Raw genomic sequence first — 11,929 nt, 5'->3', positions numbered from 1 at the left:
TGATGCAACAAATATAGTTGTTTTTAATACTATTTTAAAAATAATTCAACTTTTAAGTATAGTTTTGTAGCTGTCCAGCTACAGGTTAATATTGCCCTGTCGCTGAAAGAACCTGCCCATAGCTTATACGCTTTTGACCAACTTATGAATAACGTATAAAGTGGTCAATCCCAACAGCGCAAATATGCCATAACCGAATCCAATCTGAAACTGCGAAGAAGGGTTTACCAAGCTTACCGTGATGTAACTGAGTGAAGAGGTCAGCAGGTAGGTAATTCCGCCAACCAATCCGCCGGCGATACCTGCCGACAATGGAAACCTCCCTAAACAGTAGCTGAAATAATTGTTAAAAATAAATCCTGCTGTACAATGTACAGCAAATGCGAAAAATGTCAATGTATAGAGATTTGACAGGTAAGGTGAAACCAAGAGCATACATACAATCAGGCTGATCTGAATGAAGTTGGCGATTCTCAACTTCGGAACCAAGGCTCTTTTAATAAGGGCTTTACCAATAAAACCACCACACATCCAAGCTAAGCCCATAATTAGCGAGGTATAACCGGTTGTGATTGCGCTATAGCCCAGCTGGTGTTCAATAAAAAAGGGACCGCTGAGGTTGTAGAACATGACAAGACCGTAGGATATACCGCACATGACTATACCGAAGGTAAAATCATTGCTTTTAAGCATCATTTTAAATTCGCCAATCAGGTAGTTGATATGGAGAGGTTTCTTCTGTTTGATTGTTTCGCCAGAAAAGATCAGTTCAAGGATGAAAAGTACAGCACTGTAAACGGCCAGAACCATAAAGTTAGAACGCCAACCAAATTGTGTCTGAAGGTAGCCGCCAATAAAAGGAGCGACAATCGGACCGATCGACCAGACGATGGTCATAATGCTGAGGTAGTGCTTGCGCTGTTCACCTTCGTAGACATCCACAAAATAGGCTCTTTTTGAGATGACCACGAATGCCGATAAGATGCCCTGTAGAATACGCATCAGGTAAATAACCCAAATATCTTGCGTGCTTGCTGTAATCCAGAAACTGACAATGAAAAGGAAAAGTGATATCAGGTTGATGCGATATCTTCCCCAAGCGTCAACCAATGCTCCTGTAAAGAACTGAGCAACACCATAGCTGATTAGAAAAAGCGAAAGTGTTAGCTGGATTTTGCTTTCATTCAAGCCAAGCTCCTGGGCCATTTGTGGCATCGACGGAAGATAAATATCGGTGGCAAGTCCCGTAATCGGAACAAGTGCAAATGCTAGTATCGTCGGGATAAAAGATTGCTGTGGTTTAGTGTTTTTTTCCATCCTGTAATTTTTTAAATTTCGCGTCTCTATGGACGTTCATGCAGCCAGCCACTTTTTTCTATTTGACCTGCTAAATATGATGTGGACAAAAGTAGCTTCATTGCCTGTTTCGAAAGATATAGAATTCAAACAAATTATTGTGAAAATCAAACAGGCTTATTGCGGTAGGCTAGAGGTGGTATACCAGCATGTTTTTTGAAATAATTACTGAAGTTTGCGGGTTCCATGAGTGCGGTTGTACTGATCAGTTATTCGGATAAGCCGGTTTTCCTTTATTTGATGAATCTGTATGGTCTTTTCACGCCAGGCATCGCAACAATGTTTTTAATGGGGGTATTTTGGAAAAGAACCACATCGCAGGGTGCTTTAACAGCAGGTTTACTGACAATTCCCCTTTCTTTACTTTTGGAATACACCTTACCTGAAATGCCGTTTTTTAATAGAACAGGCATTGTATTCTGGACTTGTATGCTTGCTTGTGCTGTGGTCAGTTTGTTGACACCAGCGGTCGCCGAAGCAAGATTAAAAAATCTGGTGTTGACGGGCGATTCTTTTCAGGTACCGGATCAGGATAAAGCCGCTTACCGTGGTTTTCGAAATCCGACCTTATGGTGGATTATTATAACGGTGTTGGTGCTCTATTTTTATGTACGTTATTTTTAGCTTAACTTGTTGACCTGTTATACTCTTAAAACTTATCCAGATGATCGACCCAATATTGAAAGAATTAAATGCCAAGATAGCGACTGTTTTTCCAAAAATCGTTGCAATGCGCCGACATATCCATCAGCATCCTGAATTGTCTTTTCAAGAATACGAGACAAGTGCCTATATTCAGCAACAAGTTCGCGAACTGGGTTTACCTTTCGAGCTTGTCGCTCAGACAGGTGTTGTGGCTGTACTGACCGGACAAAAATCGGCGAGCGATGATATTGTGGTATTACGGGCTGATATTGATGCTTTGCCGATACATGAGCAAAATGATGTGGACTATAAATCGAGGAATAGCGGTGTCATGCATGCTTGTGGCCATGATTTTCATACGGCTAATCTCTTGGGGGCGGCGTCCATATTAAATGATTATAAAACGGAGTTTTCTGGTAAAATTATACTACTATTTCAGCCTGCTGAGGAAAAGATTCCGGGCGGAGCGATTCAGGTTTTGGAATCCGGTATGCTGGAATCTTTTGGTGGAACGATTAAAGCTGTGCTGGGGTTACATGTAAGTCCCCGTGTTTCTGTAGGAAAAGTCGGTTTACGTTCGGGACGATTTATGGCCTCGAGCGACGAGTTCTATTTCACCATTAAGGGACGTGGTGGCCACGCTGCGGAGCCACATCGGGCTGTTGATCCCATTATGATCGGCGCGCAGTTACTCACCACCTTACAGCAAGTTGTCAGCCGGAAAGCCAACCCCGATGTGCCGTCTGTATTGACCTTTGGTCGTTTCATTGGGGATGGTGCTGCCAATGTTATTCCCGAGGAAGTCAAATTAGCCGGAACATTTCGTACCATGGATGAGGTATGGCGCAAGGAGGCGCTGGAAATGGTTGCTGAAATAGCGGCAACGCTTCCCGTATCGCTGGGTGCAAAGGTGGAAGTTGAAGTACGGCATGGTTACCCCGCACTTTATAACGATCCCGCATTAACGCAAAAAGTCAAAACAATTATTGCGGAAACGATGGGGAATAGTGTGCCACAAGATCTCGAAATCTGGATGGCGGCCGAGGATTTTGCTTATTATTCTTATCGTTATCCGGCGTTGTTCATGTTGATTGGGACAAATAACGACGATTCCACCACGCAATATGGCCTTCATAATCCACAGTTCAATCTGGATGAAAAGGCTTTCGAAACATCCATGGCTGTTTTGGTCAATGCAGCTATTTCTCTTTTGAATGAATCAAATGAATAGAAAGAAATTCTTGATGTCCTCTTTTGCATTTGGACTATCCTATGCCGTTAATGCGAATAACAAGCTGTCCTCGAGGCAAGAGAAGGTGAAAAAAATAGGGATCATTGGACTGGATATTACGCACGCTGCTGCTTTTACAAGAGCGATTAATACGGCTGCCAGCAATCATCCCTATGGAAAATTCAGGGTGGTTGCGGCTTACCCCTATGGAAGCAAAACGATCCCTTTAAGTATCGAGCGTATTCCAAAAATTACAGCGGAAGTGCAACAGTTCGGGGTTTCGATCGTATCAAGTATTGCCGAACTATTGAAGAAAGTAGATTATGTACTTTTGGAGACAAATGATGGAAATCTCCATTTGGAACAGGCACTTCAAGTGATTAAAGCAAAGAAACCTTTATTTATTGACAAACCAATAGCGAATTCCTATGTGGACGCTTTCAAAATTTTTGAAGCTGCAAGAAAGTATGGTTGCCCTATTTTTTCGTCAAGCTCCTTGCGTTATATTATCGGTCTTCAGGAATTGGATAGGACTAAGGTTATCGGAGCAGATGTCTATTGTCCGGCAGTAACGGAACCTTCACATAAGGATCTGTATTGGTATGGCATCCATGGGGTCGAAATGTTATTTGCATTGATGGGAACGGGGTGTCTTTCGGTAAAGACTGTTCAGGAACAGGGTACCTCGTTTTATGTTGGGAACTGGGCGGATGGAAGAATTGCCTCACTTCGGGGCATTCGTGAGGGGAAGGATGATTTTGGTGGAACGGTTTTTTTGAAAGATCAGATTGTCCATTTGGGGCAATTTATGGGATACGGTCCCTTGTTGGATAAGATCCTTCCATTTTTCGAAACGGGTGTAAGTCCGGTTGACGAAAAGGAAACCCTGGCAATATGCGCTTTTATAGACGCCGCCGAAGAAAGTAAATTAAACGGCGGCAAGACGGTTCTGCTTCAAAAATAAAAAACTGTGTAGGTATGCTTAATACGTATTCGCAATCGTGATCAATAACGCACTATTAAAAATCGAAGCTGGTGATATGACCGTTTCATTCAGCGGGACGCTGTTGCCGTAACGCTCTTTCAATTTGGTTTTTACTTCGGGGCTGCTTAGGTCAAAATCTTTCAGCTTTTCCAGCTTCCCAACTTCGATGCCTGCTCCACGTTGGTATATTTTCCAGATCAATTCCGAACAATATATTTTATCGTCCGACCATTCGAATGTAGCATCGTAATTTTTTCCGAGAAAATTTTTGCCGATTGATTTCATTTTGGCCAGCGTCGAATTGGTCAGTACCTGATCTGCATTTTTGAGGCGCTTGACCGCGTAATGCTGCTTTTCCCCTCGCGCAATCCAGTGTTCTAACTTAGTTACAGTTACGGGCTGTACGGCTTCCAGTACATAAGGATTACCGTTCTCATAAAAAATAATCCCACAATGGGAATACGGAGAACGCGTCGCTAATTGGATCGCTTTACATTGCGGTGAAATGGAAGACTGAAAGATCATATCACCATCTTTGAGTGGGGGCAATTTCGCATTATCTTTTGCGTGTTTGGGGGCCACTTTTTTTGGTTGAGCATGTATTGGCTCAGCAAAGATCAGTGTGACTAACATCAAGCTAATCAGCGATAGCAGGTATATAAATGTCTTTTTCATTGTTTTATTGATGACTTATTGAAATAGTTTCATGATTTTCTTTGACTTGGTCCTTTCGGCAAGTTGAAAAGCAGATAATACGTCGGATTCATATTGGTATACTTTCTCCGTGTTTGCACCGTTCTGCAAAAGATAATCTACGATTATTTTGTTTTTTATTAAGATAGCTTTTCCAAGTAATGTGCATTGTGTAAAGCTATAATCAGCTTTAATTTCATCAATACCCAGTCGGTTCAGGCTATTTAAACAAGTTTTACGGATAAAATCCATGTCGTTTTTTTCTATTGCTATCTTCAGGATTTCGAAATCATTGAATTGTCTGTTTTTAGCTAGAAATAAATGGTGAAACTGTTTGGCGATAGCGTACTGTCCCTTTTCTAAAATCCGATGAATGGCATTGCTGCTAAATTCCTCTACTGTGGAAAATCCATGCAGCTGACTAAAAAATAAAAGTATATTTTCAAAAGGGAGCTTGGCTACCTCCAGTTGCATGAGGCCGCTCAGATCGTTCGTGTCGAATAAATTCTCCATGTGTCTGAGGCTGTCCAAAGCGATAAATTGAAATTCGGGTTGATAGTCCGCGAGCCAATTGGAGGATTTGGCTATTACAAAGGTGTTGTTAGCAATCCTATAGTTGATAGAGATAGCTGGTTCAGCATAGTTGATTATTGTTATTGTACTGTCTGATAATTCATAATGTTTTGAACGAAGATGCGCTGTCGTTGCGGTGGGAAAGAGCCTGTTGAGATTGATCTGTATGGCGTATACGCCCAACTTGTCTGCATGCAAATTATAACAAAGTGTTCCTTGCTCTGTGATGTAAAAGGGTATTCTGCTCCCCGGCTGCTGCTGTGACTGAAAAACGATCTTGTTTTGGTAGGCAAATAACGATGTTGCCAGACCGGCTAGTAAGCAAAGCATGCAAAGACCTATTTTTAACCCTAAGCGATTCATGGTATAAAATGATCGCATGACTAATCGTGGTATAGCTCTAAAAACTGATTGATCTGATTGGTTAACCCAAACGATTCGGATTCCAATAAATTGATTTCAGCTTGTATCTCCATTGTAGTCGGCGACAAGGTAAGCTTTCGATAGACCTGAATATCTAGTTCCAAAACGGCTAATTGTAGTGCGAGCAGCTGTTTGCCTTCTGTAGTATGGAGTTGTAGTTCATTAAAGGCATGTTTTAATCGTTCCAATTCAGCGATTGATTTTTGGACGTCATTTTCATCGGCCTTGCCAAAGTTCGGATAGGCCTCTCCCAACGTGCGAAAAGCATCGAGGTATTCTTCCTCGGACATTTCATAAATATTCGAATAGAGCATATTGTACGCATCAATGGCGTCATAGGTTTCCGAATCCATTAAGTCTTCGCGATAGTCCTCGACCAACTGTTTGATGTCTTGAGATTCAATCTGTAAGATTGACTCAATATCCTGTTTGATAAGATTGGCTATTTCCATGCTTTATGCTTAAAGTAATCTAAAGTCCCCCGCCGGCTCACAAATTTGCTGACAAAGAATTTTTTGACTTTGGTATAGACAAAGATCTTGTTTTATCGCAAAATTTCAATCCCTATAATCAGCTAATTTTTATGGAGACTGTCGCTCAGCAGTTTTTTATCACCTGAGCATCTCCTATAGGACCTGTGCAGTCCATATTTCCATCGCATTTTTCTGTCTTGTCGCACGTATTTTTCTTTCTGCCCGTCAATCAAACGGAGAGCGGGATGCCGTGTAGCCAAACGGGGATGAGCGAGCTATCAAATTCTACCTTTTAACATTGTTTGTTCAGTGCTTGTTCAGTGCTTGTTCAGTGCTCGTTCAGTGATGACTCAGTGTGGACTGTATAATTAATGAATGATCACTGTCTAAATAGTGACTAAAAATTGTTATGAGATACGACTTGGTATAGGTACGCTTGGTTTAATATAGGTGAATCAGGAGATCAGCTTTAGGACCAATAGTTAGAAATGGGGGATGAATTTTAAGTAAACTAACTTTCTCTAAATTATTTGATTGATTGATAGTGTATTATGGTGTTTTTGTGATTTTATGAGTAAAAAGTACTCAATATATTTTGCGCGCTTAAATTTAATCCTCATATTTGTTGAGTAAAAAATACTCAATAGTACAAAGTAAAATTAAAAGCTATGATCGTATTAAATAAGCAACAGGTAGTCACAGAACAATTTCCAAACGGGGAAACAAAAGTGAAAGATTTTGATCAGTTGATCTTAAAAGACAACCTTGTCGAATTTACATATCAAGAAGATGGAGACATAATCCGCTTGCTTTTTGTCAAGAAGCGGTTGGATGAAACCGAAGCTGAAACTTGTCGGTTATTGATCCATTATATGCCCTATAGCCGTATGGATCGCAAAATAGAAGGTGATTTATTCACATTGAACTATGTGGCGGAGTTTATCAACAGTTTGCAATTTGATCAGGTGTTTGTGGTCGAACCGCATTCCCACGTTACCCTGGAACTTTTAGTGAACAGTGTTGGGATTTATCCGGCATTGGACTGGTTGCCACAGTTGATGGAAAAGCTTGATTTTTCGGACAATGATCGGATTGTTTTCCCGGATAAAGGAGCGGCGGCACGTTACATCAACAGCGGCTATGAAAATAGCTGTGTTTTTGAGAAAAAGCGAAATCCACAAACAGGCCGGATCGAAGGGATGGAACTTAAGGCTGGAGATATTCCGCTCGGCGCAAAATGTATTATTGTCGATGACCTCTGTTCTGCAGGTGGCACATTTCTTTGGGCCGGGAAAATATTGAAAGAAATGGGAGCCAGTGCAGTTTATCTTTTGGTCACACATTGTGAAGCCCGAATTTTTAAAGGGACCCTGTTGGATGATGATTCACCAATAACCAGTGTCTTTACCACCAATTCCATGATGGATACCGAGCACCCAAAAATAAATTATATCAACTTAACGACTGAAAGTTATGTTTAAATCAATGAGCAAGAATCCAATACTTTGGACAGATGGTTATAAATTGTGTCATAAGGATCAATATCCAACACATACGGAATGGGTTTATGAGACTTGGACGCCACGCATGTCTCGCATAGAAGGTATTAGTCATGTTGTATTTTTTGGATTACAGGGAGCCTTGGCCGAAATCACCAATTCATTTGATGCAAACTTTTTTGCTCAACCGGAAGAAGAGGTCGTGGCGGCTTACGAAGAGGCAATTGCAACTGTTTTTGAAAATACAAACGCGAAGTTTGCGGCGACGCATGATTCGAAACATATTCGCGACTTACATCGGCTGGGGTATCTTCCAATCAAGGTAAATGCGTTGCAGGAAGGAAGCTTGGTTCCTGTCGGCGTACCAATGTTTACGATTGAAAATACACATCCCGATTTTTTCTGGCTTCCGGGTTACCTGGAAACACAATTATCGGCTTTTATCTGGTCACCGATGACTGCAGCGACAATCGCAGATCGCTATAAAAGGTTATTGACGGGGTTTGCCGAGAGAACGGGCGACGTCAATAAAGTCTTTACGCAGGCCGGAGATTTTTCCATGCGTGGTATGGGTTCTCCTGAAACGGCTTATCGTACGGCTGGGGGACATCTGTTGAGTTTCGGTGTCTCTGCTACATTGTCTGTTCGGGAGTATCTGAAATCCTACTATCATGCAAAAAGTGATGTAATGATGTACACCCCATCGACGGAGCACAGTGTAATGTGTTCGTACGGAGAGGACGAGGTAGAAGCATTTCGACATTTAATCACAACGGTGTATCCAAGTGGAAATATCTCCATCGTATCGGATACCTACGACCTCTGGAATGTAGTTGACAATGTATTGCCGCAATTGAAAGATCTTATTATGGCTAGGGAGGGGAAGGTTTTTATTCGTCCCGATAGTGGCGATCCTGTGAAGATTATCTGTGGCGATGCTGCATCTGATCGTAGTACTGTGCAGAAAGGTATCGTCGAACGTTTGTTTGAACTTTTTGGTGGTACGACCAACAGCAAAGGCTTTAAGGAGCTGGATCCCCATATTGGCGTAGTGTACGGTGATTCCATTACAGTCGATCGAGCGGGTAAGATCTGTCAAGGTTTGCTGGATAAGGGTTTTGCCTCGACGAATACCATATTGGGCATAGGTTCGTATACCTATCAGTATGTGACACGGGATACCTTTGGCTTTGCGTTAAAAGGGACGGCTGAGATTGTCAATGGTGAGTTTAAAGCGATACAGAAACGTCCCGCTACAGATACTGGCAACTTTAAAAAATCGCAAAAGGGGATGGTCGCTGTGGTCTTTGAAAATGACGATTTTCGTTTGATAGACGATCTTACACCGCAAACGGTCGCCGATCTGGGTGAACGAAATCTGCTGGAAACATGTTATCTGAATGGCGAATTTATACGCACAACGCGTTTTGAAGAAATAAGGAATAGATTAAGAACTGAAACAATTCGAGTATATGGAAAATAGCGTAAACAAACCGTTTTTCATCCAGGATGAAAACGTTGCACAGTATGCACAATTGATGGCATCCTGGATTGCCCAACAGGTGAAATCGGCCGACCGCAAAGGACTTGTATTGGGTATGAGTGGTGGAATAGACTGCAGTGTTGTCGCTTGCCTATGCCGGCTGGCACAGGTGGATGTCCACTTGGTGTTGATGCCGTATGGCAGTGATATGAACAAAAGTAAAAGCCATCAACATGCCATGGAGCTTATTCAGAAATTTGATTTTCCATTTCATGTATTTGACATTCAACCCGCGGTGGATGCGTTGGCCATTCATCAAGAAAAGTTTGTCGCAGAAGCTACCGCCACTAACCGCGCTTTGAGCCTTGCTAATATTCGTCCACGTGTTCGTATGACGTATTTGTATCAATTAGCACAATTGGGTAGTAGATTTGTTATTGGTACGGGGAATATGGCCGAAGCTACTGTAGGTTATTTTACGAAGTGGGGCGATGGTGCCTATGATCTGAACCCGCTGGCAATGGTTACCAAACAGGAAGTATATACCTTAGCCAAATATTTGGGAGTGCCCGAATCTATTCAGTATAAAAGTCCATCTGCTGGTCTTTGGGAGGGGCAGACCGATGAAGAGGAATTGGGTATGACCTATGCGCAAATCGATGGGTTTATTTTAAAAGGTACATCGGGCGATCCGGTTATAGACGAAATTATTCGTAAACGTATACAACAATCTGCCCACAAGTTTGCAGCGGTGCCTACATTCAAAGGTTAATTTTAAATGGTTCGAGAAGTCGACGCAAGCACTTCATAACAGGCAACAAGGGACAAAAAAGTACTATAGTGAAGATGATTTTTCACTGGAAGAAGGCTTTAATGGCTTCATCGTTCTGCGAAATGAAGGCTGCGTTGAAGTAAATATAGATGTTATGAAACTGAATAACATAAAAACACAATTTGATCAGATTGTAGATGTCCAACAGATTGCCAGCGGCAAAAAGGATAATATTCCAAACATGTTGATGTTGGCACAGGAAGAAAATATACAGCCAGCAGCCTTGGATAAAAAACGAACCTTGCTATTGGCGATCGATGTCCAAAATGATTTTATGGAATCCATCGGTAGTCTTGCCGTCAACGGTTCAAAGGCCGATGTACAACGTCTGACGCAGTGGATGTACCGTAATATTGAGGTCTTAACGCAAGTCATGTGTAGTCTCGATTGTCACTCGATAAGGCAGATTTTCCATGCCGATTGGTGGCTTGACAGTGCGGGAAATCATCCGGATCCATTCACCGTTATTCGCCATGCCGATGTCCGCGATGGTATCTGGCGTGCTGCGAATGACCATACAGCCTTAGCGCTGGATTATCTCCAGCATTTGGAAGCTGAGGGAAAAAAACAATTGTGTATCTGGCCATACCATTGTCTGGAAGGGACTTCGGGGGCGCAGCTGGAGAGTCAATTTACCAATATGCTTTATTTTCACAGTGCAGCGCGTCAGGTCAAACCGATATTGGTTTATAAGGGGCAAGATCCAAATACGGAAATGTACGGTATTATCAAAGCGGAATATGACGATAATAAATTCGTAAATCATGCTGTGCTCGATGCAATTCGCGATTACGATGCGATATACATCGCCGGTGAAGCTTCCAGTCATTGTGTTTTAGCATCAACCGTGCAGATTTTGGAATATTTTGAACAAGATCGAGCGATTACGTCACGAATCACCTTATTGATCGACTGTATGTCGCCCATCGCTGGATTTGAAGCGCAGACTTTACAGCAGTTTGAGGCTTTAAAGGAGAAGTATGGAATCCAGATCAAATTGTCAACCGAAGTAACTTTGTAGCAGATGACAGCCTCAGAAAAAAAATACACATATGATTACCCAAGACCTGCTGTTACGGTTGACTGTGTAATCTTCGGCTTTGATAAAAACCAGCTTAAGGTATTATTGACCAAACGGGCAATAGAGCCTTTCTTGGGAAAATGGGCATTTCCTGGCGGTTTTATTCAGGAAGATGAGAACGCCGACGACTGTGCGCTTCGTAAACTGCAGGAGGAGGCCGGTCTCAAAGATATTTTCCTCGAACAGCTTTATACATTTTCAGACCTAGCTCGTGATCCGCGCGGAAGAGTCATTAGTATTGCTTATTATGCACTTGTCAGGCCCGATGCTTATACGTTGGAAGCAGGGGTTGATATCGATGCGGTGCAATGGTTTGGTATTGACGAAAAGTTGAATCTCGCTTTTGACCATAAACAGATCTTGAACACCGCCATACAACGGCTCAGGGGTAAAATTCGTTATCAACCGATCGGTTTTGAGCTCTTGCCCAAACAGTTTACGTTGCCCGATTTACACAATTTGTATGAAACCGTTCTGCAGCGGTCAATTGACCGTGGGAATTTTCGAAAAAAAATTCTCAGCATGGGTTTATTGATCGACCACAGCGATAAGCAAAAAGACCGGCGTGCCAGGGCTGCAAAGATCTATAGTTTTGACAGGGTAAAATATAAAGAACTTACTGAATCGGGGTTTTATTTTGAAGTATAGGTCTAAC

Annotated in this window: 12 protein-coding genes; 8 read left to right on the top strand and 4 right to left on the bottom strand. The window is 42.1% G+C overall.

What is annotated here, in order from left to right; genetic code table 11:
- Positions 1–123: 123 nt before the first annotated feature.
- Positions 124–1,317, bottom strand: coding sequence for an MFS transporter (locus tag B3E92_RS13035; protein ID WP_286897149.1), 1,194 nt, complete (start codon positions 1,315–1,317; stop codon positions 124–126).
- Between the two features lie 225 nt (positions 1,318–1,542).
- On the opposite strand from B3E92_RS13035, the gene B3E92_RS13030 reads away from it, so the two are divergent.
- Genes B3E92_RS13030 through B3E92_RS13020 form a run of 3 tightly spaced genes read left to right on the top strand, consistent with a single transcriptional unit; the run spans position 1,543 to position 4,196 of the window.
- Entirely contained in the window at positions 1,543–1,980 is a 438-nt protein-coding gene (locus B3E92_RS13030) for a sodium:solute symporter family transporter (RefSeq protein ID WP_070569570.1), read from the top strand.
- A gap of 40 nt (positions 1,981–2,020) precedes the next feature.
- A complete protein-coding gene (locus B3E92_RS13025) occupies positions 2,021–3,232 on the top strand; it encodes a M20 metallopeptidase family protein (RefSeq protein WP_286897147.1) in 1,212 nt (403 codons plus the stop codon).
- Positions 3,225–4,196 carry a Gfo/Idh/MocA family protein gene (locus tag B3E92_RS13020; RefSeq protein ID WP_286897145.1) on the top strand — a complete coding sequence of 324 codons (972 nt, stop codon included), beginning with the start codon at positions 3,225–3,227 and terminating at the stop codon, positions 4,194–4,196. The genes B3E92_RS13025 and B3E92_RS13020 overlap by 8 nt, the downstream gene beginning before the upstream one ends.
- An 18-nt stretch (positions 4,197–4,214) precedes the next feature.
- Here B3E92_RS13020 and B3E92_RS13015 read toward each other — a convergent pair whose 3' ends face one another.
- Genes B3E92_RS13015 through B3E92_RS13005 form a run of 3 tightly spaced genes read right to left on the bottom strand, consistent with a single transcriptional unit; the run spans position 4,215 to position 6,358 of the window.
- Positions 4,215–4,892 carry a YiiX family permuted papain-like enzyme gene (locus B3E92_RS13015; protein ID WP_070569578.1) on the bottom strand — a complete coding sequence of 226 codons (678 nt, stop codon included), beginning with the start codon at positions 4,890–4,892 and terminating at the stop codon, positions 4,215–4,217.
- Positions 4,893–4,907: 15 nt separating this feature from the next.
- Positions 4,908–5,813 carry a hypothetical protein gene (locus tag B3E92_RS13010; protein ID WP_286769754.1) on the bottom strand — a complete coding sequence of 302 codons (906 nt, stop codon included), beginning with the start codon at positions 5,811–5,813 and terminating at the stop codon, positions 4,908–4,910.
- Positions 5,814–5,866: 53 nt separating this feature from the next.
- Positions 5,867–6,358 (bottom strand): hypothetical protein, encoded by a 492-nt coding sequence (locus B3E92_RS13005; RefSeq protein ID WP_112374175.1) that lies wholly within the window; start codon positions 6,356–6,358, stop codon positions 5,867–5,869.
- Between the two features lie 689 nt (positions 6,359–7,047).
- Here B3E92_RS13005 and B3E92_RS13000 point away from each other — a divergent pair.
- The 5 genes from B3E92_RS13000 (at position 7,048) to B3E92_RS12980 (ending at position 11,922) form a co-directional block, all read left to right on the top strand.
- Complete coding sequence (locus B3E92_RS13000; RefSeq protein ID WP_286897143.1) at positions 7,048–7,860, top strand: hypothetical protein; 813 nt, start codon at positions 7,048–7,050, stop codon at positions 7,858–7,860.
- Between the two features lie 4 nt (positions 7,861–7,864).
- Positions 7,865–9,361 (top strand): nicotinate phosphoribosyltransferase, encoded by a 1,497-nt coding sequence (locus B3E92_RS12995; RefSeq protein WP_286897142.1) that lies wholly within the window; start codon positions 7,865–7,867, stop codon positions 9,359–9,361.
- The gene (nadE, locus tag B3E92_RS12990) at positions 9,351–10,133 is read left to right on the top strand and encodes an NAD(+) synthase (RefSeq protein WP_112374424.1); all 783 of its coding nucleotides are present in this window, start codon (positions 9,351–9,353) and stop codon (positions 10,131–10,133) included. Before B3E92_RS12995 ends, nadE begins: the two co-directional genes overlap by 11 nt.
- A gap of 154 nt (positions 10,134–10,287) precedes the next feature.
- A complete protein-coding gene (locus tag B3E92_RS12985; protein WP_286897140.1) occupies positions 10,288–11,214 on the top strand; it encodes a hypothetical protein in 927 nt (308 codons plus the stop codon).
- Between the two features lie 3 nt (positions 11,215–11,217).
- Complete coding sequence (locus B3E92_RS12980; RefSeq protein WP_286897139.1) at positions 11,218–11,922, top strand: NUDIX hydrolase; 705 nt, start codon at positions 11,218–11,220, stop codon at positions 11,920–11,922.
- Positions 11,923–11,929 lie beyond the last annotated feature (7 nt).

This window comes from Sphingobacterium sp. UBA6317 (assembly GCF_002440385.1).
GTDB lineage: Bacteria > Bacteroidota > Bacteroidia > Sphingobacteriales > Sphingobacteriaceae > Sphingobacterium > Sphingobacterium multivorum.
Note: the sequence above shows the minus strand (reverse complement) of the source record. Positions and strands in the feature narration are given on the sequence as shown.